At 64.6% G+C, this 22,546-nt stretch carries 17 protein-coding genes and 1 tRNA gene; 12 read left to right on the top strand and 6 right to left on the bottom strand.

Annotated elements, in window-relative coordinates:
* Nucleotides 1–247 precede the first annotated feature (247 nt).
* A complete protein-coding gene (locus tag QMK17_RS23620; RefSeq protein WP_283511728.1) occupies nucleotides 248–1,510 on the bottom strand; it encodes a nicotinate phosphoribosyltransferase in 1,263 nt (420 codons plus the stop codon).
* A 152-nt stretch (nucleotides 1,511–1,662) separates the two neighbouring features.
* On the opposite strand from QMK17_RS23620, the gene clpS reads away from it, so the two are divergent.
* The 8 genes from clpS (at nucleotide 1,663) to QMK17_RS23580 (ending at nucleotide 7,464) form a co-directional block, all read left to right on the top strand.
* Nucleotides 1,663–2,013: an ATP-dependent Clp protease adapter ClpS gene (gene clpS, locus QMK17_RS23615; RefSeq protein WP_283511723.1), complete on the top strand. Its 351-nt coding sequence runs from the start codon at nucleotides 1,663–1,665 to the stop codon at nucleotides 2,011–2,013.
* Between the two features lie 24 nt (nucleotides 2,014–2,037).
* Nucleotides 2,038–2,607, top strand: coding sequence for an oxidative stress transcriptional regulator AosR (gene aosR, locus QMK17_RS23610; protein WP_283511722.1), 570 nt, complete (start codon nucleotides 2,038–2,040; stop codon nucleotides 2,605–2,607).
* A gap of 10 nt (nucleotides 2,608–2,617) precedes the next feature.
* Nucleotides 2,618–3,706 (top strand): P1 family peptidase, encoded by a 1,089-nt coding sequence (locus tag QMK17_RS23605; protein WP_283511721.1) that lies wholly within the window; start codon nucleotides 2,618–2,620, stop codon nucleotides 3,704–3,706.
* A 55-nt stretch (nucleotides 3,707–3,761) separates the two neighbouring features.
* Nucleotides 3,762–4,391: a rhomboid family intramembrane serine protease gene (locus QMK17_RS23600; protein WP_283511720.1), complete on the top strand. Its 630-nt coding sequence runs from the start codon at nucleotides 3,762–3,764 to the stop codon at nucleotides 4,389–4,391.
* Between the two features lie 80 nt (nucleotides 4,392–4,471).
* The gene (locus QMK17_RS23595) at nucleotides 4,472–5,230 is read left to right on the top strand and encodes a cyclic nucleotide-degrading phosphodiesterase (RefSeq protein ID WP_283511719.1); all 759 of its coding nucleotides are present in this window, start codon (nucleotides 4,472–4,474) and stop codon (nucleotides 5,228–5,230) included.
* Nucleotides 5,231–5,287: 57 nt separating this feature from the next.
* Nucleotides 5,288–6,073: a ribonuclease PH gene (gene rph / locus QMK17_RS23590; protein ID WP_283511718.1), complete on the top strand. Its 786-nt coding sequence runs from the start codon at nucleotides 5,288–5,290 to the stop codon at nucleotides 6,071–6,073.
* Entirely contained in the window at nucleotides 6,066–6,671 is a 606-nt protein-coding gene (gene rdgB, locus QMK17_RS23585) for an RdgB/HAM1 family non-canonical purine NTP pyrophosphatase (RefSeq protein ID WP_283511717.1), read from the top strand. The genes rph and rdgB overlap by 8 nt, the downstream gene beginning before the upstream one ends.
* 13 nt (nucleotides 6,672–6,684) lie before the next feature.
* Nucleotides 6,685–7,464, top strand: coding sequence for an esterase/lipase family protein (locus QMK17_RS23580; protein ID WP_283511716.1), 780 nt, complete (start codon nucleotides 6,685–6,687; stop codon nucleotides 7,462–7,464).
* Between the two features lie 21 nt (nucleotides 7,465–7,485).
* Here QMK17_RS23580 and QMK17_RS23575 read toward each other — a convergent pair whose 3' ends face one another.
* From QMK17_RS23575 to QMK17_RS23565, 3 genes are all read right to left on the bottom strand, one after another.
* Nucleotides 7,486–7,836: a DUF3817 domain-containing protein gene (locus tag QMK17_RS23575; protein WP_283511715.1), complete on the bottom strand. Its 351-nt coding sequence runs from the start codon at nucleotides 7,834–7,836 to the stop codon at nucleotides 7,486–7,488.
* A gap of 17 nt (nucleotides 7,837–7,853) precedes the next feature.
* On the bottom strand, nucleotides 7,854–8,240 hold the full coding sequence (locus QMK17_RS23570; protein ID WP_283511714.1) for a transcriptional regulator: 387 nt from the start codon (nucleotides 8,238–8,240) through the stop codon (nucleotides 7,854–7,856).
* A 64-nt stretch (nucleotides 8,241–8,304) separates the two neighbouring features.
* Nucleotides 8,305–8,386: transfer RNA gene (locus tag QMK17_RS23565), tRNA-Leu, on the bottom strand.
* A gap of 88 nt (nucleotides 8,387–8,474) precedes the next feature.
* Between QMK17_RS23565 and QMK17_RS23560 the strand changes: the two genes are divergently transcribed.
* Nucleotides 8,475–9,254 carry a TetR/AcrR family transcriptional regulator gene (locus tag QMK17_RS23560; protein ID WP_283511713.1) on the top strand — a complete coding sequence of 260 codons (780 nt, stop codon included), beginning with the start codon at nucleotides 8,475–8,477 and terminating at the stop codon, nucleotides 9,252–9,254.
* Here QMK17_RS23560 and QMK17_RS23555 read toward each other — a convergent pair.
* The gene (locus QMK17_RS23555) at nucleotides 9,251–9,919 is read right to left on the bottom strand and encodes a hypothetical protein (RefSeq protein WP_283511712.1); all 669 of its coding nucleotides are present in this window, start codon (nucleotides 9,917–9,919) and stop codon (nucleotides 9,251–9,253) included. The genes QMK17_RS23560 and QMK17_RS23555 overlap by 4 nt on opposite strands.
* Nucleotides 9,920–10,374: 455 nt before the next feature.
* Between QMK17_RS23555 and QMK17_RS23550 the strand changes: the two genes are divergently transcribed.
* Entirely contained in the window at nucleotides 10,375–19,659 is a 9,285-nt protein-coding gene (locus QMK17_RS23550; protein ID WP_283511727.1) for a type I polyketide synthase, read from the top strand.
* Nucleotides 19,660–19,661: 2 nt separating this feature from the next.
* Nucleotides 19,662–20,054, top strand: a complete 393-nt coding sequence (gene acpS, locus QMK17_RS23545; protein ID WP_283511711.1) for a holo-ACP synthase AcpS — start codon at nucleotides 19,662–19,664, stop codon at nucleotides 20,052–20,054.
* A 123-nt stretch (nucleotides 20,055–20,177) separates the two neighbouring features.
* Here acpS and QMK17_RS23540 read toward each other — a convergent pair whose 3' ends face one another.
* Nucleotides 20,178–20,807 carry a TetR/AcrR family transcriptional regulator gene (locus QMK17_RS23540; protein ID WP_442972820.1) on the bottom strand — a complete coding sequence of 210 codons (630 nt, stop codon included), beginning with the start codon at nucleotides 20,805–20,807 and terminating at the stop codon, nucleotides 20,178–20,180.
* 348 nt (nucleotides 20,808–21,155) lie between these two features.
* Here QMK17_RS23540 and QMK17_RS23535 point away from each other — a divergent pair, with 348 nt between their 5' ends.
* On the top strand, nucleotides 21,156–22,499 hold the full coding sequence (locus QMK17_RS23535; RefSeq protein ID WP_283511709.1) for a hypothetical protein: 1,344 nt from the start codon (nucleotides 21,156–21,158) through the stop codon (nucleotides 22,497–22,499).
* Nucleotides 22,500–22,546: the final 47 nt, after the last annotated feature.

The raw sequence follows: 22,546 nt of genomic DNA, 5'->3' as shown, positions 1-22,546 counted from the left end.
GCGGACTCGGCGCTGTCAACGCCGAACTCACCCTCGCCGCGGCGGTGACCAACCTCCAACGACTGTTCACCACCAAGAACATCACCCGAGGCGCACTGCTCGCCTGATCGGCACGGGCCCTGCGGGCTCCCGGTGCCCGATGACAGGAAATACACCCCCCATCGGGCACCGAAACACCGCAGCCCTGCCGCAGGATCCATCACCGACAAAATAATTCAGCAACAGGCTCCAGGGGACGTATTTCCCTTCACATGGGCGGAGTAGTGAAGCGAGTCGGCAACGCAGGTTCACCCTGCGAGAGCTTCAATCCTTCCCACGGCAGGCTCACCATTCGGCTTGCGAGCAAGGCGCGCGACTCGACGAGTGTCGGAAGTCCGTCGACCTCGGCGCCGGCACGTACGAGTGGAACGCTCAGTTCGATCACGGAGAGGCCGGCATCGATCGACGGCGAGCTACCGAAGGGGTGGACGATCTCCTCGACCGCGGTCCCGGTGGAGCGCACGGTTCGAAGCGCAGCTTTCGCGCCGCCGCGAGACTCCTTGTGGCTGCTGCGTTTCGCGACGGGACGGCCGTCGACGGTGACGAGCTTATAGACCATTCCCGCGGTCGGTGCGCCCGATCCGGTGACGAGCGAGGTGCCGACGCCATAGGAGTCGACTGGTTCCGCGCGGAGTGCAGCGATGGCGTATTCGTCGAGGTCACCGGAGACGACGATCCGGGTCTTGGTGGCGCCCAGGTCGTCGAGCTGTTGGCGTACTTGCCGGGCGAGCACGCCCAGATCTCCGGAGTCGATGCGAACTCCGCCGAGTTCGGGACCGGCGACCTCGATCGCGTTCGCAACGCCCTGCGCGATGTCGTACGTGTCCACGAGCAGCGTCGTGGACACGCCGAGCGCACGGATCTGAGCGGCGAATGCGGCCTTCTCGTCGGGTCCATCGGCGCCGTTGTACAGCAGGGTGAACGCGTGGGCCGATGTTCCTGCGCCCGGAACTCCGTGGCGACGGACGGCTTCCAGATTGGACGTGGCCGAGAACCCCGCGATGTACGCAGCACGCGACGATGCGACCGCTGCTTCCTCGTGGGTGCGGCGCGAACCCATTTCGATCATGGGACGGGTGCCTGCCTGGCTCGTCATTCGGGCAGCCGCGGATGCGATGGCGCTGTCGTGATTGAGGATGGACAGTGCAAGGGTTTCGAGAATCACGCACTCGGCGAACGTTCCGCGCACCGACAACACCGGCGAGCCGGGAAAATAGAGCTCACCCTCGCGGTAACCGTCGACATCACCGGTGAATCGGTAGTTCTTCAGCCATTCGATGGTGCCGCCATCCAAGAATTTGGACGCGATCTCGAGCTCGTCGGCGCCGAAACGGAACCGGGTGAGAGCGTCGAGGAACCGCGCGGTTCCTGCGACGACGCCGTAGCGCCTGCCGTTCGGCAGTCTTCGCGCGAACACTTCGAAGCTGCAGGGTATGAACGCCGTGCCGTCGGCCAACGCCGCCGACAACATCGTGTATTCGTACTGATCGGTGAAGAGAGCGGAGCTACGGAAAGTGTCCGTTATCTCCGGTCTGGAAGTCGATGCGGTAGGCACAACCGACAACACTACGAGGCGCGGGGGTGACGGTGTGCAGTTCACCCCGCTCGTCGTACCCTGGTCCCATGGCTTCATCGACGGCACCGGAGATCGAGGGCAAGGTCGCCGAGGTGCGGCCCGAGGCGGCATCCCCGCAGGCAGTGCCAGCAGAGACAACCGTGGTGGCCGCGGACGAGGCGCACGATGTGCCCTGGGTGACCATCGTTTGGGACGATCCGGTGAACCTCATGCACTACGTGACGTACGTGTTCCAGAAACTCTTCGGTTACAGCAAGGCGAAAGCCACCGAGCTGATGATGCAGGTCCACGCCGAGGGCAAAGCTGTCGTCTCCAGCGGTGAACGCGACAAGATGGAGACCGATGTGAAGAAGCTTCACGCCGCCGGACTGTGGGCCACCATGCAGCAGGACAAATAACCGACACGAAGGAAGTTGTACGACGTGCGCACGTGGAGCAGGAAGAACTCACTCGGCGGAGTCAAGATTCGCTCCGACATGGATGCACGCGAGGCGTCGGTTCTCAGATCGCTCGTCGGGTCGGTCGTGGGGCTGCTCAACGATCGCGCTGCCGGCGCCCCCGAGGACGAACTGGCCGCGATGACGGGTCTGCGCACGGGACACAACACCCCGCCCGCCGACGCCGCGCTGGCGCGACTCCTGCCCGAATTTCACCGCCAGGATCCGGAGTCCGGCGACGCGGACTCGTCGGACCTGAACGGAGCACTGCGCGGACTGTACGAGCCTGAGATCATCGATGACAAACTTCTGGCGAGCAACGTCATCCTGAACACGCTGCCGGCGTCGGGAGGCAAGATCGTTCTGACCACCGAGCAAGCCGATGCCTGGCTGATGGGCCTGAACGACGTAAGGTTGGCGCTCGGAACCACCCTGGGTATCGACGCGGACACTCCCGAGGTTCTCGACGAAGGGGATCCACGCGCTCCCCATCTCGACGTCTACCACTGGTTGACCTGGATGCAGGATTCACTCGTGCAGGTCCTCACTCCCTAGGAGAACCTCCGTGCCCGGTCCTGCTCCAACCGGTTCAGCGCTGACCGGTCCTCGCGATTGCCTGACCGATGTGTCCGGGCTGCTGGTCGGGCACCATCACCAGCTGGATTCGGAGGCCACTCTCGGCTCCGGCGCGGCCACCGGCTGCACCGTCGTGCGGGCGCTCGGGGGAGCGGTCGCCGCAGTCGATGTTCGCGGCGGGGGGCCCGGTACGCGCGAGACCGACCTTCTCGACCCCAGTCATTCGGTTCAGCAAATCAACGCGATCCTGCTGACGGGCGGCAGCGCGTACGGTCTCGCCGCAGCCGACGGCGTCATGGCGTGGTTGGAAGAGCACGGCCACGGGATAGCCATGGGTAGTCCGGACCAGGTGGTGCCGATCGTGCCTGCCGCGGTCATCTTCGATCTTCCCGTCGGCGACTGGTCGACGCGTCCGACCGCCGAATACGGGTACGCGGCGGCGGCAGCAGCAGCGGCAGACTTTGCAACCGGCACGGTCGGCGCGGGCGTCGGGGCGCGCGCCGGAGTCCTCAAAGGCGGCGTCGGTACCGCGAGCACGGTCATCGTCGGGGGGCCCGCGGACGGAGTTACCGTCGGGGCGCTCATCGTCACCAATCCCGTGGGTTCGGTTTTCGATCCGAGAACCGGGCTGCCGTGGGGAGTAGGAACGAAAGGTCCCCAAGCATTCGGAATGCGTAAGCCCGACGTGCACGAACTGTGGAACGCCAACTCGCTCGCCCCCAAGGGGACCGCGCTCAACACCACCATCGGCGTCGTGGCAACCGACGTCGACCTCACGGCGTCCTCGTGCAAGCGAATCGCGGTCGCCGGCCACGACGGTTTGGCCCGGGCGATCCGGCCGGCACATTCGCCGTTGGACGGCGACACGATCTTCGCTCTGTCGACGGGCACACGATCCGTCGTCACCGAGTCGTCGATGCCCAAGGCCTTCACCAAGGACCTACCCGTTCTCGACGCCGTGACGGCAGTCGCGGCCGATGTCGTAGAACGGGCCATCGTTCGTGCTCTGCTCGATGCGACGTCGATCGCAGGAATTCCGACGTATCGCCAAATCTTTCCGTCTGCGTTCGAGTCCTGAGTTCGCAGTCCGTCCGGCGGTATCGTTGGAAGGACCGAACGGAAGGCCTCTGTCGATGACCACCAACCCTTACTTGCCGGCTCCGACGTCCAAGCGTCCCTTGTGGCAGTCCGCTGCGATGTACACCGGTGGGTTCGTCGTGTTGTTGTGGGTGATCGAGCTGATCGACGTGGCATCGGGCAGTCGGATCGAGGATGCGGGTATCAATCCGCGCACCGTCGACGGGCTGTGGGGCATCCTGTTCGCTCCGGTGCTGCACGACGATTGGGCCCACCTCATCGCCAACACGGTCCCACTCCTGGTGCTGGGCTTCCTGGTGCTGCTGTCCGGCATCGGCCGCGGATTGACGGCGACGGGAATCATTTGGATCGTCGCGGGCGTCGGTACCTGGCTGATCGGTGGTGCCTACTCGAACCACATCGGGGCGTCGAGCCTGGTCTTCGGGTTCATCGCCTACTTGCTGACGCGAGGAATCTTTGCCCGCAACATCGGCCAACTCGCTCTCGGCGTCGTCGTGTTCGTCATCTACGGCGGTGCACTGTGGGGAGTTCTGCCCAGCACGCCTGGCATCTCCTGGCAGGGGCACTTCTTCGGCGCGGTAGGCGGAGTAGTCGCGGCGTGGGCACTGTCCTCGGACGCGCGCGAGGCTCGACGGCAGAAAGCGGTGGGACCGGCAGCACTGTGACTCAGACATCCCGTGTGGCTCGGTAGTGAAAAAGCCCGATGCGTTTCGGCGTCGGGCGATCTCGTGGCAGCATGACCTCCATGCGTATTACCGTCCTGGGATGTTCGGGCAGTGTGTCCGGACCCGATTCCCCCGCGTCGGGTTATCTGCTCGACGAACCGGGAACCTCGCCGGTCGTTCTGGACTTCGGACCCGGTGTCCTGGGTGCGCTCCAGAAGTATGCGGATCCGGGCGACGTGAGTGTGTTTCTTTCGCATCTTCATGCCGACCACTGTCTCGACGTTCCCGGTTTACTGGTGTGGCGTCGCTATCATCCGAACCCGCCCGAGGGTCGTGCGCTGGTCTACGGACCCAAGGACACCGCGTTCCGTCTCGGCGTGGCCTCCGCAGAGTGCGGAGGCCAGATCGACGACATGTCCGACACGATCGATCTCCGACGTTGGGAAGACGGCCGCACCATCACTCATGGTCGGCTGAGCGTGTTGACCCGCAAGGTCTATCACCCGCCCGAGTCGTACGGGATGAGGGTGACCACCGGTGCGGGAAAGATCTTCGCGTACACCGGCGACACCGGCATGTGTCAGGCCGTGCGGGACATCGCGCACGGTGCCGACGTGCTGTTGTCGGAAGCGTCATGGACCCACAGCCCAGATCGTCCCGTAGGGGTACACCTGTCCGGTACCGAGGCCGGCCAGATTGCGCGCGACGCAGGCGTCGGGGAGTTGCTGCTGACGCATATCCCGCCGTGGACGTCGCGTGAGGATGTCATCGCCGAGGCCAAGGCCGAGTTCAGTGGACCGGTGCACGCCGTATCGCCGGGGGATGTCTTCACCGTCTGATCGATTTGTCAGGCTCGTGAGTGCAGCCTGCGGAACGAACCCAGATAGGCTGACAGCGTGTCGAGACGAGAAGACGGACGAGCGGACGACGAACTCCGCACCATCAAGATCACCCGCGGATTCACCAGCAACCCGGCAGGTTCGGTGCTGGTCGAATTCGGTAACACCAGGGTGATGTGCACGGCAAGCGTCGAGGAAGGTGTGCCGCGCTGGCGTAAGGGATCCGGGCTCGGCTGGCTCACCGCCGAGTACGCGATGCTTCCTGCTGCCACCCACACCCGAAGCGGACGTGAGTCCGTCAAGGGCAAGGTCGGCGGACGCACCCAGGAGATCTCGCGTCTCGTAGGTCGCTCGCTGCGCGCGTGCATCGACCTTGCCGCTATCGGCGAGAACACGATCGCGCTCGACTGTGATGTTCTCCAGGCAGACGGAGGAACTCGCACCGCTGCGGTCACCGGCGCGTACGTTGCTCTGTGCGACGCGGTCACCTACCTCCGCGCCGCGGGCCGTCTCGCCGATCCGCAGCCGATCTCGTGCGGTATCGCAGCAGTCAGCGTCGGCGTTGTCGACGGACGAGTCCGCCTCGATCTTCCGTACGAGGAGGATTCGCGCGCCGAGGTCGACATGAACGTCGTCGCGACCGACACCGGAACACTCGTCGAGATTCAGGGCACCGGCGAAGGTGCCACTTTTCCGCGTTCGACTCTGGACAAGTTGCTGGACTCGGCATTGGCCGGCATCGAGCAACTGTTCGAGGTGCAGAAGGCTGCACTCGCCGAGCCGTACCCGGGGGTTTTGCCCGAACCTGCCACCGATTCGCCGAAGAAGAAATTCGGTGGCTGAGCTTCTCGTTGCCAGCCGTAACGCGAAAAAGCTTCGTGAACTGCGACGAGTACTCGATGCCGCGGGAGTCTCCGGCATCGAGTTGGTAGGACTCGACGAAGTCCCCGAATTCCCTGAGGCGCCCGAGACCGGAGCGAGCTTCGAAGAGAATGCGCTCGCCAAAGCCCGTGACGGTGCTGCGGCGACTGGATTGCCCTGCGTTGCTGACGATTCAGGCCTCGAAGTCGATGCGCTGAACGCGATGCCAGGCGTGTTGTCAGCGCGGTGGTCGGGCATTCATGGCAACGACGATGCCAACACTGCACTACTGCTCGCGCAGCTCGGTGACGTACCGGACGAGCGCAGGGGAGCGGGATTCGTCTCCGCCTGTGCGTTGGCGATTCCGGGCGGCGAAGAGAGCGTCGTTCGAGGTGAATGGCGAGGCACGATTGCTCGTAAACCCCTAGGCGAGAATGGCTTCGGATACGACCCCGTCTTCGTGCCCGAGGGTGACGGTCGGTCGGCCGCCGAACTCAGCGCCGAGGAGAAGGACGCAGCGTCGCACCGTGGGCGTGCGCTGAGATTGCTGATTCCGGTGTTGCAGGCCCTCGGTTCGTAGGACACTGGCGAGGGTGAAGCGCGGGGGAGTAACCGGAGTGGTCGTTGGTGCGCTCGTTCTGGGTGCTGTGTCTCCGGCCGCTGCTTCGCCTGCGCCGGACACCTTCGCCGACGCCGTTCTCTACTCGGCGATGCATCCGGATGTATCACTGCCCGGAGTCAACGATGTTTCGTGCATTTCCGATTCGGAACCGGTGGTGCTCGTGCACGGATTTCTCGAAAACTCCTACGACAACTGGGCATCGTTGGCACCGAAACTCGTCGCCGACGGCTACTGCGTCTATGCGCTCGACTACGGTGCGCCCGAGGGTGTTCCGTTCAAGGGGTTGGGATCGCTCGCGGACAGCGCAGCGGAGTTGGGGGCCTTCGTTTCGATGGTTCGTGAATCCACCGGTGCTGACAAGGTAGCGATCGTGGGGCATTCGAAAGGCGGCACCGTGCCGAGGTACTACGTGCGGTTCCTCGGCGGTGCGGAGTCCGTGTCGAAGATCGTGGCGCTCTCGCCGCCCAACCATCCGACGCCCGGGCCGCCCGCCGACGAGGCGTTGGGTCGCTTGAACGAGGGCAGCGACACCGTCCCGGGAGTGGACTACACGACGGTCGTGACGCGCTACGACCAAGTGGTGCCGTTCGAGGCGTCATTGCTCACCGGTCCGGGGAACACGAACGTCGTGCTGCAGGACGTGTGCCCGGCGAACACCGTCGAGCACACCGGGATCTCCTACGATCCGGTCGCCCAGCAGGTGGTGGTCAATGCACTAGAGGGAACGGAGCCGTCAGCAGTGGTGTGCTGATGTGGTGTGCCGAGCCGAGGATCAGACGCCGAAGTCGCGCTTGACCTGCGTGGTGCGCCAGTGCTCGACGAAGAACGACAGGAACGGCACGGTGCCTGCAAGCAAGGTTCCGATAGTGCGCTTGACGGGCCAACGGACCTTGACAGCGAGGTCGATGGTGAGGATCAGATAGATGAAATAGACCCAGCCATGGACTGCGGGGATCCAGCCGGGAATGCTCGAGACGTCGAAGATGTACTTGGCGATCATGTCGCCGACCAACACAAGCAGCCAGATGCCCGTGGCGTAAGCCAGCACTCGGTAGCGCAGCAGCGCCGATGCAATCTTCTTCGTGCTGTCGGTGGATGCAGACTTCTCAGGCGCCGTGCTCACAGTGTGTACTCCTGTTCTTACTCGCGGGAGCGATCGAGCTCTGCGAGGTAGCTGTTGTATTCGAGAAGTTGCCGAGCTTCCGGGTCGTCGAGATCGTCGTAATCGACTGCAGCCGGACGCTTGGGGAGTAGGTCGGCGGGAATTTCACGCACGACTACTGCGGCGGGCTCGGCGCCGTCCTCCGTCTGGTCGACCCCGTCTTCCAGCTGTACGAACCTTCGGTATGCGTAGATCACGAAGCCCGCGAACAGTGGCCACTGGAAGGCGTAGCCGAGATTCTGGCCGTTACCGCCGACCGATTCGAAGCGTTCCCACTGCCACCAGCCGAGAGCCAGGCAGGCCAGCGCGGACACAAGGACCAGCACGATGAGTGCGGGTCTGCGTCGAGTGCTGGAATTTGCCACACCACGAAGGTACCCGAGTGGCTACTACAACTGGTAGTTAGGGGAGAGCTGATTGTGATCGTTGTGCGCGAGGGGGGACTTGAACCCCCACGTCCTGAGACACTGGAACCTAAATCCAGCGCGTCTGCCATTTCCGCCACTCGCGCGAGTGCTCGGCAAGTCTACAACGCCGCCCGTCGCGCACATGCACGTGTGTTTGCGCGGGCCAGAGGCCGTACGGCGTACTGTGCGAATGTGGCGAGCAAGAAGGAAGCAACATTCGATCCGGCCCGCACGCTGGGTCTGCTGTGGCGCGTCGACGAGAAGCCGAGCAGAACCGGACTGAGCGTGGACGCGATCGTCACGGCCGCCATCGAGATCGCGGACACCGACGGGCTCGATGCGGTGTCGATGCGAAAGGTCGCCGACCGACTCGGCGTCGGAGCGATGTCGCTCTACACGCACGTGCCGGGACGCGAGGATCTCGCCGATCTTATGATTGATGCCGCGCTTGGTTCGTTGTACTCCAGCATCGATGAGCCAGCTTCTTCGGTAGGTGATTGGCGAGAGGGCTTACGGTTCGTCGCCGACCGTAATTGGCAACTCTACCAACGGCATTCGTGGATTCTTGACGCGCAGGGTGCGCGCGGCGCGCTGGGTCCGCACACGAACGACAAGTACGAGGCCGAGCTCGGTGTCATCGACGGAGTCGGGCTGACCGACACCGAAATGGATTCGGTTCTCACCCTCGTCCTGACGCACGTCGCAGGCACCGCGCGGGCGCTCGCTCGGTTCAACAAGGTCCGTGTCGAGTCCGGAATGACCGACGCGCAATGGTGGGAAGCGACGGCTCCGGTCCTCGAACGCGTCATGGTCGGTGATCGCTATCCACTGTCGTCACGTGTTGGGACGGCTGCCTCGACGTCGTACGGCGCGGCCAGTGATCCGTTGCACGAGTACGTATTCGGAGTCGAGCGAATTCTCGACGGTGTGGCCGCGCTGATCGATGGCGGCCACACCGACTCGATCGGCTAGCCGGCGTCGCGCAACGGGGATGCAGGTTTCGGTAGGGGAATGCGCCTCTGATAACGCCACACCGCATGTTCGAGCGCCGCGAGCTCGACGCCCATGTCCTCGGCGGTGACCTGCATCAGTATCTCGGTCTCCGCGCCGGACAGCGTGCGACCCACACCGGCGGAGGTGAAGGCGATGAAATGGAGCAAGGAGTCGAGTGTGCGCCGGCCCGCCATGAACAGCACGCATTCCCAGGTCTTGGTCCCCACTCCGGTGACGGCGGTGAATGCCGTGCGATGCGCGTCGTCGTCCAGATCCTCGGTCGTGCGCACCCCGAGGTTGTGTAGTGCCGTGGCCGTCAGGAGAACGGCCTCGGCTTTCGTCGTGGAGTTTCCCGCAACGCGTTGACGGTTTCCGAGGATCTCGGCCAGTTCGTCCGGCCTGTCGGCAAAGGCAACGAGCGCACCGAGATCGTCGAGGCGATCGAGTCCTCGGTGCGCTCGCCACCGGGACACCACGCGGCGTACGCCCGTTTCGGGGCCGCCGTAGGACGCCCGAGCGGAGAAGACCGCGTCAAGTAGCGCGGCCTCGACTTCTTCGGGCCACCCGGGCGTCCACAGGGCCGGCTCTGATGCGGTTGTGTTCGCCTCGATGTGATCGGCGAATCTCTGATGGTCCTGCTCCAAAAAGATATGTGTAACCGTTGAATACATGAATCCCCCCAGGATTGCGACCAACTTGGTGTGGTTCGAGAAGTTACCGCTGGGCTCCGACAGGTTTGAGATCACGCCGCATGTGGCGAGCTTCACATAACGGAATGATAACGATCAAGCTGAGGTTTTCCTCATGTTTCCCGGCGGTCGATCTGCGCACTGCCTGCAGCGATGTTTGTTACTCGCGAGTTGGACAGCGTGTTCTGAAACCACGGTTCAACCGGCTACTCGCGAGTAGCAGTTGGACGTCATATGAAACGTGAGGATTTCCTCATGATTCTGTGTCAACCTGGTGGCACGCGGATAGAGCCACCTCGCTGCACGCGACGGTCGAGCTCCTCGATTTCGCTCCTTGGACGCCAACCACGGACGTCGCCGACGAAGCAGACTTGGGCCCCCGAGTTGCTCACGAGAGGAACAACAGCACCTTGACGATCAACGAGAGCACACCATCACACGGACAGGGCGCGGGCAGATCCGCCAAGAGCGGTGGCGGTTCTCGTACCCTCGCAGACCGCTTCGCGGCCGGTGAGCCTTACGCACTCGCGTTCGGTGGACAGGGTTCGCCGTGGCTCAGCTCCCTCGAAGAACTCGCGCGCGATTCTGCGCTGGAGCCTGAACTGACCGACCTCGTCAACGAGTCGGCATCGATTCTCGCGCCGGTCGCCGACGACCTCCTCGTCGTGCGGTCCGTCGGATTCGATCCCATCGGCTGGATGCTCGAACAGGATCTCGCCGACGACGTCGACGGCGTCGCTTCCTTCGGTCCGTCGGAGGCATCACTCACCTCTGCTGCTGTATCTCTCCCCGGCGTATTTCTCACCCAGGTTGCGGCACTGCGCGCGTTGAAGCTGCAGGGCCTCGACCCCGCCGAGGCGCCCCCGGTCTCGGTCGTCGGACACTCGCAGGGTCTGATCGCCGCCGAGTCGGTGAAGAGCAACGGCCGTGAGGACGCGCGCCTGCTCGCCATCGCACAGTTGATCGGTGCCGCAGCAGGACTGGTCGGACGCCGCCGCGGAATCATCGGTGCTGCCGACCGCGCGCCGATGGTCGCCGTCGCCAACGTCGAGCCCGAGCGGCTTGCGGCCATCGTCGACGAACTCGCCATCGAAGGCGCACCCGAGCGCTCGGCTGTGCTCGCCATCCGCAACGGCCGTCGCCGTGTCGTACTTGCCGGCCCTCCCGCACAGCTCGCCCGCGTTCAGGAGCGCAGCGAGCAGATAGCGGCGTCGGAAGAGCGTGAACGCGATGCGAAGAAGCGCGGTGGATCGGTGTTCGCGCCCGTCTTCGAGACGCTCCCCGTCGAAATCGGCTTCCACCACCCCGCACTGAACGACGCCGTCGAACTGGTTGCGGCCTGGGCGCAGCGCACCGGCCTCGATGTCGACGTCGCGCGCAGCCTTGCGCAGCGCATTCTCGTCGACCCCGTCGACTGGGTCACCGAGATCGACGCAGTCGTCGACGCCGGAGCCGAGTGGGTACTGGACCTGGGTCCAGGTGACCTCCTCACCAGAATGACCACCCCTGCTCTTCGTGGCCAGGGCGTCGGAATCATTGCCGCGTCGACGCGCGGTGGACACCGCAACCTTCTCACCCCGGGTGCAGCGCCCGAGGTGCAGCCGTCTTGGTCCGAGTTCGCCCCCAAACCGGTCACGTTGCCGGACGGCCGGGTTGTCGTCGAGACGTCCTTCACCAAGATGACCGGACGTTCGCCGATCCTGCTCGCGGGCATGACGCCGACGACCGTCGACGCCAAGATTGTCGCCGCGGCCGCCAACGCAGGCCACTGGGCCGAGCTCGCCGGCGGTGGACAGGTCACCGAGGACATCTTCACCGACCGCGTTGCCGAGCTGACTCAGCTGCTCGAGCCCGGCCGGGCAATCCAGTTCAACTCGCTCTTCCTCGACCCCTACCTGTGGAAGCTACAGCTCGGCGGCCGCCGCATCGTGCAGCGCGCTCGTGCTGCCGGTGCCGCCATCGACGGTGTTGTGGTCACCGCAGGCATCCCCGAACTCGAAGAAGCAGTCGCTCTCATCGAGGAGCTCACCGAAGCAGGCATCAGTTACGTCTCGTTCAAGCCCGGCACCGTCGCACAGATCCGCGCCGTCATCCGGATCGCCAACGAGGTTCCGTCGTACCAGGTCAACATGCACATCGAAGGTGGTCGCGCAGGCGGACACCACTCGTGGGAAGACCTCGACGATCTGCTGCTGACCACGTATGCAGAACTGCGTTCACGTCCTAACCTGGTGATCTGCGTCGGCGGCGGGATCGGTACCCCCGAGCGGGCTGCCGAATACCTCACCGGCACCTGGTCCGCCGTGCACGGCTACCCGAAGATGCCACTCGACGGCATCCTCGTCGGAACCGCTGCGATGGCAACCCTGGAAGCAACTACCGCGCCCGAGGTCAAGCAGCTCCTCGTCGACACTCCCGGAACTCCGGACTGGGTGGGTGCGGGGACCGCAAACGGCGGAATGGCCTCCGGACGTAGCCAGCTGGGCGCAGACATCCACGAGATCGACAACGCAGCCTCGCGCTGCGGACGCCTACTCGACGAGGTCGCCGGTGATTCCGACGCCGTGGCGAAACGCCGCGACGAGATCATCGCTGCCCTCGACGGCACCGCGAAGCCGTTCTTCGGCGATGTCGCCGATATGACCTACGCACAGTGGCTCACCCGCTATCTCGATCTGGCCATCGGCTCGGACAACCACGGGGAATTCGACTGCGGCGGCGAGTTCAACGAAGCCGTCTCGGAAGCAACCGAATCGGTATGGCTCGACGTCACCTGGCGCACTCGCTTCCTCGAAATGCTGCAGCGCGCCGAGGCGCGTCTGCACCCGGTCGACCGTGGCCCCATCCCGACGCTGTTCGCCGACACCTCGACACTCGAACGGCCCCGCGCTGCACTGCGCTCACTGATCGCTCAGTTCCCCGACGCGGGCGACGTTGTCCTGCACCCCGCAGACATCACGTTCTTCACCTCGCTGTGCCGTCTGCCGGGCAAGCCCGTCAACTTCGTGCCGGTAGTCGACGGCGATGTCCGTCGCTGGTGGCGCAGTGACTCGCTGTGGCAGGCGCACGATTCACGGTATTCGGCAGACCAGGTCTGCATCATCCCCGGCACCGTTGCCGTCGCCGGTATCACCCGCGTCGACGAGCCGGTCGGTGAACTGCTGGACCGTTTCGAGAAAGCCACCGCCGATCTCTTGGTCGCCGAGGGCGCCGAAGCAACCCAGATCTCGAGCCGTCGTCACGCCGAGATCGCGCCGGGACTGCTCGGCATCGTCCTCGCCGCTCCCGACGTGAACTGGGCATCGCGGATGACGCAGAACCCCGTTGCCCGCCTCGGTGATCCGGCCGAGTGGCTCGTCACGTCCGAGTCCGTCGCCTCTCACCCGCAGACCGGATCCACACTGACAGTGGTGGATTCCGAACATGTCGACCTGACGGTTCTGCTCGCACCGGGCAAGGACGTCAGCATTCGTTTGACCGTCCCCGCGTCGACCGTCGACGGAGGCGCACCTGTAGTGACCGCTGCCGATGCGCAGGCGTCGATGTCCGCCCTCCTCGGAGTTGCTGCAGGACAAGAGCTGCCGAAGGTCAAGAACGGCGTCGCACGCATCAACCTCGCGTGGATTCCCGACCTCGTCGCCGACCACGCAGGCGTCACCGGATCGGGACTGCCCGAGACACTGACCGTCAGCGGTAAAGCCGTCCCCGACGTACTCGTCGGTGCGTGCTGGCCTGCTGTGTTCGCTGTGCTCGGTGCCGCGAAGAATGAGAACGACGTCGATGTCATCGAGGGCATGCTGGACCTGGTCCACCTCGATCACAGCGTCAACCTCGTCGGTGAACTGCCGACCGACGCCTCGATCCTGGTCGTCAAGGCCGCAGTGGGAGAGGTGCTCGACACCGATCTCGGTCGCGTCGTGGAGGTCACCGTCGACATCGGCGCGATGCTCGGTGAGGGTCTCGACGCCCCGGCCATCGCGACGCTGGTCGAGCGATTCGCCATTCGCGGACGCACCGGAGCAGGCGAACTGGTCGACCCGGCACGCGCAGGCGGTTCGGTCTCGGCCGACGCGCAGGACACCCCGCGTCGCCGTCGCCGTCAGGCCACGATTCTCGCGCCGCGCAACATGGCTGCGTTCGCTCAGGTATCGGGCGACCACAACCCGATCCACACCTCCGATCCCGCTGCTCTACTCGCCGGTCTCGGAAGCCCGATCGTGCACGGAATGTGGCTCTCCGCCGCCGCGCAGCAAACCGTGACCGCAATCGACTACGCGGACACCAAGACTCCGCCGCGACGCCTGACTGCATGGACTGCCCGCTTCCTCGGAATGGTTCGTCCGGGCGCGGAGATCGACGTCCGCATCGACCGGACCGGATTCGATCAGGGCGCCGAACTGATCGAGGTTTCCTGCCGTGTTGCAGGCGAACTCGTCATGGTCGCCTCCGCTCGTACCGCAGCCCCGAAGACGGTCTACGCATTCCCCGGCCAGGGCATCCAGCGTCAGGGCATGGGACTCGATGCCCGTGCACGCTCGAAGGCAGCCCGCGAGGTCTGGGAGCGCGCCGACAAGCACACACGCAAGGCTCTCGGTTTCTCGATTCTTGCTGTCGTGCGCGACAATCCGACGTCTCTCAAGGCTCGCGGTACGACACACAAGCACCCCGACGGCGTGCTGCACCTGACGCAGTTCACCCAGGTCGCGATGGCGGTCCTCGGTGTCGCACAGGTTGCCGAACTGCGTGAGTCCGGTGCATTCGTAGAGAACTCGATTCTCGCCGGACACTCGGTGGGTGAGTACAACGCTCTCGCGGCTGTGGCAGGAGTGCTGCCGCTCGAAGCCGTCCTCGAGGTCGTCTTCCAGCGTGGATCGGCCATGCATGCACTCGTACCGCGTGATGCTGCAGGTCGAAGCAACTACCGCATGGCTGCAATTCGCCCGTCGCAGATCGGCCTGGCCGACGAGGACGTGCAGGGATTCGTCGCAGGCGTCGCCGAAGAGTCCGGCGAATTCCTCGAAATAGTCAACCTCAACCTGCGTGGCTCGCAGTACGCAATCGCCGGCACGGTCGACGGACTCGGCGAGCTGGAGAAGAAGATCGCGATTCGCCGTGCCGAATTCGGCGGCAAGGCTGCCTACGTCATGGTGCCCGGCATCGACGTCCCGTTCCACTCCACGGTTCTTCGTGGGGGAGTCGCGGACTTCCGCCGCCGCCTCGAGACCTTGCTGCCTGCAGATCTCGATCCCGAGATCCTGCTCGGCCGGTACGTTCCGAACCTGGTCCCGAGACCGTTCTCGCTGGAGCGTTCGTTCATTCAGGAGATCGCGGATCTAGTTCCGTCCGAGCCCCTCGACAACGTTCTTGCCGACTTCGACTCCTGGGCAGCACGTCCGCACGATCTGTGCCGGGTCGTCCTGATCGAGCTCCTGGCGTGGCAGTTCGCCAGCCCGGTCCGTTGGATCGAAACGCAGGACCTGCTGTTCGGCGACGAGACCGAGGGCGGACTCGGTGTCGAGCGTTTCGTCGAAATCGGCCTCAGTGCAATGCCGACCGTCGCCAACCTGGCGACGAACACGCTCAAGCTGCCGGGCCGCTTCGGCTTCCCGGTCGAGGTGCTCAACGTCGAACGCGATGCCGCGGTTGTCTACGGCACCGACACCGACCCGGCACCTGCCGACGAGGACGAGTCAGTACCCGTCGAAACAGCGGCAGCCGCGCCGGCGGCCGCGGCTCCGGCCGCCGCACCCGCACCGGCTGGCGCACCGTCCGGCGGACCTCGTCCCGACGACATCGCCTTCAGCGCATCGGATGCGACCAAGATCCTGATCGGACTGTGGACCAAACTGCAGCTCGATCAGATCGGACCCGCCGACACCATCGAGGCACTGTGCGACGGCGTCTCCTCGCGTCGTAATCAGCTGCTCGTCGACCTCGGTTCCGAGCTCTCGCTCGGTGCCATCGACGGGGCAGCCGACGCCGACATGGGCGCGCTCTCGGGCACGGTCAACAAGCTGGCTCGTACCTACAAGCCGTTCGGGCCTGTGCTCAGCGACTCGATCAACGATCACCTGCGCAAGGTATTCGGACCGTCGGGACGTCGTCCCGCATCCATCGCCGACCGCGTCAAGAAGACCTGGGAACTCGGCGACGGCTGGGCCAACCACGTCACCGCCGAGGTTGCCCTCGGTACTCGTGACGGTGTGTCGGTGCGCGGCGGAGCCCTCGGCGGTCTCGCCGATGGAGCGCTAGCCGACGGCAATGCCGTCGACACCGTTATCGACCAGGCAGTTGCTGCCGTGGCCGCACGCCGCGGAGTTGCAGTCTCGCTGCCCTCCACGGGAGGTGGCGGCGGCGGAACCGTCGACGCAGCCGCACTGGGTGAGTTCACCGAACACATCACCGGTAGGGACGGAGTGCTCGCGTCGGCAGCACGCTTGGTGCTCGAGCAGCTCGGTCTGGCCGAGCAGCCGAACGCGCTTGCTGTGGAGAACCCGGATGCGCTGCTCGTGGATCTGGTTGCTGCAGAACTGGGCTCGGACTGGCCGCGACTCGTCGCACCGGCATTCGATGCCCGTCGCGCTGTGCTGATCGACGACCGTTGGGCGACCGCTCGCGAGGACCTGGCCCGGTTGTGGCTCGGTACCGCAGGCGACATCGCGGTCGAAAGCTTCGCCGGAGCAGGCAAAGCGGTTGCAGCTCAAGCTCAGTGGTGGAAGAACAAGGCTGACTACGAGCGCAAGACGCTTCTCGCCGAGACCTACGGCCGTATCGCCGAGATCGCACTCGTCTCCGACGAGAAGGGCGAATGGGCCGACGAGGTCGCCGTGATCACCGGAGGCAGCAAGGGATCCATCGCAGCCTCGGTTGCGGGCAAGCTGCTCGGCGGCGGCGCGACGGTCTTCATCACGACCTCGAAGTTGAACGACGAGCGACTGAACTTCTACCGCAGCCTCTACCGCGAGAATGCTCGTGCCGGAGCGTCGTTGTGGGTCGTGCCCGCAAACATCGCGTCGTACGCCGATGTCGATGCGCTCATAGAGTGGATCGGCAGCGACCAGGTCGACAATGCCGGTGGTGCAAAGACTCTCGTCAAGGCGGGGATCACCCCGACGATGCTCTTCCCGTTCGCCGCTCCTCGCGTCGTCGGTGAACTGTCCGACGCCGGTGGCCGCGCCGAAATGGAAATGCGCGTTCTCCTGTGGTCGGTCGAGCGCCTCATCGGCGGACTGTCGAAGATCGGCTACGACAGCGATATCGACACGCACCTGCACGTCGTACTCCCCGGTTCCCCGAACCGCGGAATGTTCGGTGGCGACGGTGCATACGGCGAGTCCAAGGCAGCCCTCGACGCCATCGCGGCGAAGTGGGGCTCGGAGAAGAACTGGGCCGAGCGCGTCTCGATCGCCCACGCTCACATCGGTTGGGTTCGTGGCACCGGCCTCATGGGCGGCAACGATCCGATCGTCGAAGCTGTCGAAGCCGAAGGCGTTCGCACCTGGTCGACCAAGGAGATGGCAACCGAACTGCTCAAGCTCTGCACGGTGGACGCACGCCGCCAGGCTGCGCAGGCTCCACTGCTGGCAGACCTGACCGGAGGACTTGCGAACACCAAGCTCAACCTCGTCGAACTTGCCAGGGACGCGGCCGCCGCTGCCGCCGAGAAGGTCGAAGAGGCAACCGGCAGTACGGTCATCGCCGCACTGCCCGCACCGCCGCGGCTCGCTGCCACGACGGCTCCGGCCTGGCCGACGCTCGACGTCGATCCGAAGGATCTGATCGTCATCGTCGGCGCCGGTGAGCTCGGACCTTACGGCTCTGCACGGACCCGTTTCGAGATGGAGGTCGACGAGCAGCTCTCGGCAGCAGGCGTTCTCGAGCTCGCCTGGAACACCGGCCTCATCGCCTGGGAGAACGATCCCAAGCCGGGTTGGTATGACATCGAGTCCGGCGACCTCGTCCCGGAAGAGGACATCGCGGAGACGTACCACGACATCGTCGTCGAGAAGTGTGGTATCCGTACCTACGGTGACGACGGCGCCATGGTCGGCAACAGCGCACCGCTCATGACCTCGGTCTTCCTCGACAACGACCTCACGTTCGTCGTCGGAACCGAGATCGATGCACGGTCGTTCGCTGCGGCCGATCCCGAGCACACGCTGATCACCCCGGTCCCGGATTCCGGCGACTGGCAGGTCACCCGCAAGGCGGGCACCGAGATTCGCGTTCCTCGGAAGATGAAGCTCACCCGCACCGTGGGTGGACAGATTCCTACCGGATTCGATCCGACCAAGTGGGGCATCTCGCCCGATATGGCGGGCTCCATCGACCGTGTCGCGCTGTGGAACATCGTCACCACCGTCGACGCGTTCATCTCTTCGGGCTTCAACCCGTCGGAACTGATGCGCTGGGTCCACCCGACGCTGGTGGCCAACACTCAGGGCACCGGTATGGGCGGCATGGAATCGATGCGCTCGCTGTACATCGACACCCTGCTCGGAGACGCTCGTGCGAACGACATCCTGCAGGAAGCCCTGCCGAACGTCGTTGCTGCGCACGTGGTTCAGTCCTACATCGGTAGCTACGGAGCGATGGTTCACCCCGTCGCAGCCTGCGCAACCGCCGCGGTCTCCGTCGAAGAAGGCGTCGACAAGATCAAGCTGGGCAAGGCGCAGCTCGTTGTGGCAGGCGGGTTCGACGACCTGAGCACCGAGGGCATCATCGGCTTCGGTGACATGTCGGCCACTGCCGACTCGGCAGCGATGTCCGCCAAGGGAATCAGCGATCGACGATTCTCACGGGCGAACGACCGAAGGCGCGGAGGATTCGTCGAGTCGCAGGGTGGCGGAACCATCCTGCTGGCACGCGGTGACCTCGCGCTCGAAATGGGTCTGCCGGTTCTCGGTGTCGTCGCCTATGCACAGTCGTTCGGCGACGGCGTCCACACCTCGATCCCGGCTCCGGGGCTCGGTGCGCTGAGCGCCGGCCGTGGGGGCAAGGATTCTTCGTTCGCGTTGTCCTTGAATGCACTCGGTGTGAGCGCCGACGAGATTGCCGTGATCTCCAAGCACGACACCTCGACCGCAGCCAACGACCCGAACGAGGCAGAACTGCACACCCGTCTCGCGAAGGCTATCGGCCGCACCGACGGGGCACCACTGTTCGTGGTCTCGCAGAAGAGCCTTACCGGACACTCCAAGGGCGGTGCGGCAGCGTTCCAGCTGATCGGCCTCTGCCAGGTGCTCACGAACGGAGTCATCCCGCCGAACCGCAGTCTCGATTGTGTCGACGACAAGATGACCGAGTTCGAACACCTCGTCTGGGCACGCGAGCCACTCCGTTTCGGTGACTCGGTACCGCTCAAGGCAGGTCTGCTGACCAGCCTCGGCTTCGGCCACGTCTCCGGCCTCATCGCTGTGGTCCACCCGCAGGCATTCATCGAGGCTGTGCCGGCCGAACGTCGGGCGGATTATGTTGCTGCTGCGAACGAGCGTCGTATTGCCGGGCAGCGCAGGCTCATCTCCGCGATGGTAGGAGGTGACGCTCTGTACGAGCGTCCCGAGGACCGCAGGCTCGGACACGACGGGACGCCGGCCAAGGCGTCGCGCGAGCTGGAGGCAGACATGTTGCTCACCGAGGCCGCACGCCTCGGCGACGACGACGTCTACCGCTCGGGTCTGCCGGGGTGCAAGTAGATATGGCCATCTTGGGAGTAGGTTTCGACCTGGTGACCGTGTCCGACTTCGCCGAGCAGATGGAGAAGGCAGGGACGACGATGATCCGTGACAGCTTCACCTCGGGGGAGCGTCGACACGCGGCAACGAAGAGTTCCGACCCGGCCCGCCATTACGCAGCACGGTGGGCCGCCAAGGAAGCAGTTCTCAAGGCCTGGGCGACATCCAGGTTCGCGAGGCCGCCGCAGATCGGTGACAACCCGTACCCGCTCATCGAGGTCGTCAACGACGCGTGGGGCAGGCCGTCCATCAAGCTGCACGGAATGGCACTCGAATTCCTGCCGACGGTGAAGATCCACCTCTCGTTGACCCACGACGGCGACATGGCCGCTGCCGTGGCGATTTTGGAAGAGTAAGTCTGTAGACGGGGAACGCCGGTCCACCTGCGGGTGGGCCGGCGTTTTTCGTGCGCTCCGGGGGGTGTTGAGTGGCTTTTGGTGGTGGGAGCGGATGCGTCATTCGGTCACCGAGGGGGCGCACTATTCGATGACGGATCCGCCCGGACGCCTGCTCTGCTTCTCGGCGACGAGGAGGTAGGCCGTCATGATCTGCTTCAGCTCGGCGACGGCGTCCTCGTGGCTCTGGCCGTCCTGGACGGAGAAGTTCAGCATCGAATACACGACGTGCACGAGCACTCGAGCCATCAGGTTGCGTTTCGCCCGCGGGGTGCGCGGAGTCAACGGGCCGAGCATTTTCGCGACCTGGTCGGCGAATTCCCGCTCGTGGATGACGCCGGTCGCGCGGGTGGACGGCGTGGATTGCATCGCCAGCCACACTTCGCGTCGGGACGGATCCGACATCCACATTCCGGCCATGTGGTCGACAAATTTGTTGAGGAACCGGAGCCAGTCGAGTGAGGGCACCTCGCCGTTGAACTCGGCGAGCTCCTGCTGAACGCCGACAAGGTCCTGACGGTTGAGCTCGCACACGATGACGTACTTGTTGGCGAAGAACTGGTACAGCGTGCCGATCGGGAGCTCAGCGCGGGCCGCAACTTCCTCGCAGGTGAACGATTCGAACCCGACGTCACTGAGTAGATCTCGTGATGCGGCGAGCAGCGCATCGAATTTGCGTTGGCTGCGTTCCTGCGTCGGTCGGCGACGGGGCATCAGCTCTTGAGTCTCCGCCGTCGATTCGAGAGCGGCGTCGAGACGTCTCGCGGATTGGGCACTAGCAGAGGACTCCACACGCTCAGGCTAGCGGCCTGACGTGCTTCTACTCCACAACGCGCGGTAACAGATACCGATTGTTGCCTCGAGTTTGCGAATGCGTCGTCAAGTCTGACGTGCACCCTTGTGTTCAGGTTGTGACAGGTAATAGGTTGTTTTCTAGTCAAGAAAACATTCTTTAGGTATGGTTCACAGCGGAAGTTACGTTTCAGTGCAGGGTGTGCGTCGCCGATCTCCTATCGGAGGCGTTCATGTCGGGAGCCTCACCCTAGGGCACAGGAGAATGGCGTGGCGACAATTGGTTTGTCGATCGAGTCCGGCGCATTGACTGCGGTCCTCTTCGATTCTGTAGCGGGTGCAGTGCTGGCAAGTCAGGCGACATCGCTGGACGGCGGTGGATCGTCTTCCTTGGTGACTGCAGTCGAGTCCATGAAGGCCGTCGCCTCACGCCGGTCGGTCGGCGTGGACGGCATCGGGCTCGTGTATCACTCCGACACTGAGCGTGATCGTTTTGCAGCGGCGGTCGAGGGCGGTGAACTCGACGGAGTAACGCTGATCTCTGCGTCCGCAGCTTTCCTGGGATGGCTGGCTCGGTCGCCGGAGTTCGAATCCGCTCAGTGCGTCCTGCTCTATTACATGAGTGCTACCGAAGTATCGCTGGCGTTGGTCGACGCCGCGCGCGAAAGTTTGTCTCCGCCCAAAACGGCAGTGCTGGAATCGATGAGCCCTGAGCAGATCGGCAGTACGGTTCCGCTGGCGTGGGAGGTTCTCGACACGGCAGGCCGCACACCGGATTCGGTTGCCTTGTTCGGTGATCCGTCCGGCAACAAGGACCTGATCGACATTCTCGAGCTTGGGCTCGGTGTCCCGGTTGTACGCGTCGGTAGCGCGCATCAGATCGCGGCACGCGGGGCAAGCATGTTGGCCGCCAACGGCGCCGCGAAGGTCGCGACACCTGTTGTTCTCCATGCCCGCACGACAGCTGCGATGGCACCGGAAGTCTCTGGGCTGCCCAGAATCACTTCATTGCTCTCGACGGTCCCTGCCGCCAACATCACGCTTGCCAAGACGTCGAACCGCCGGGCGATACCGCGCAAGAAGCTCGTGTTGACCGCAGCACTACTGGCGGCGGTGCTGTCGGGCGGCGTGGCCCTGGCCTCGACGTTGCCGAAGGACGCCCCCAGACAAAGCGACCAGAACGAGTCCATAGCCGCAGGAGCCACCGACGCAGACACGTCGTTGGCCGGCGCCACGCAACGCGTCGAACTCGCAAAGCCTGCGCCGTCTGCTGTTCCGGCACCCCCGGTGATCATCGATACCGTCGCTCAGCAACCGGTGGCCATCGACCCGGTCACGCAGCTGCCCGTGTACGCGCCTGCGCCGGTCCAGCAGTGGACCGTTGATCCGGCGACCGGTGTCGCACGATCGGAAGCGCTGACGCCGATCCCTTCCTCCGAGATTCCGCCTGCCGCGGCGGTAGTGCCGAGGGCTACCGTCGACCCGCCTGTGTTCGCCGTGCCTACGGTCCTTCCCGAGGCGGGGAAGTCGGCGGAACAGTTGGAGCAGGAAGCCTGGGACCGGCACTGGCAGCACACAGCCCAGTGGTTGGAACAGGAGATCGTCGGAAACTGAGACTTCTCGATGACACAATGGTCGACGGACGATGAGCTGTCGAAAAT

This window comes from Rhodococcus sp. G-MC3, assembly GCF_030063335.1.
GTDB lineage: Bacteria > Actinomycetota > Actinomycetes > Mycobacteriales > Mycobacteriaceae > Rhodococcoides.
The sequence above is the reverse complement of the archived record's forward strand: the minus strand, read 5'-3'. Positions and strand labels throughout refer to the sequence as shown.

Excerpts from the sequence above, each read along its gene's own strand:
- clpS (WP_283511723.1), top strand. The coding sequence starts at position 1,663 with ATGGCTTCATCGACGGCACCGGAGATCGAGGGCAAGGTCGCCGAGGTG.
- QMK17_RS23540 (WP_442972820.1), bottom strand. The coding sequence starts at position 20,807 with ATGCCCCGTCGCCGACCGACGCAGGAACGCAGCCAACGCAAATTCGAT.
- QMK17_RS23600 (WP_283511720.1), top strand. The coding sequence starts at position 3,762 with ATGACCACCAACCCTTACTTGCCGGCTCCGACGTCCAAGCGTCCCTTG.
- QMK17_RS23620 (WP_283511728.1), bottom strand. The coding sequence starts at position 1,510 with ATGTTGTCGGCGGCGTTGGCCGACGGCACGGCGTTCATACCCTGCAGC.
- QMK17_RS23595 (WP_283511719.1), top strand. The coding sequence starts at position 4,472 with ATGCGTATTACCGTCCTGGGATGTTCGGGCAGTGTGTCCGGACCCGAT.
- acpS (WP_283511711.1), top strand. The coding sequence starts at position 19,662 with ATGGCCATCTTGGGAGTAGGTTTCGACCTGGTGACCGTGTCCGACTTC.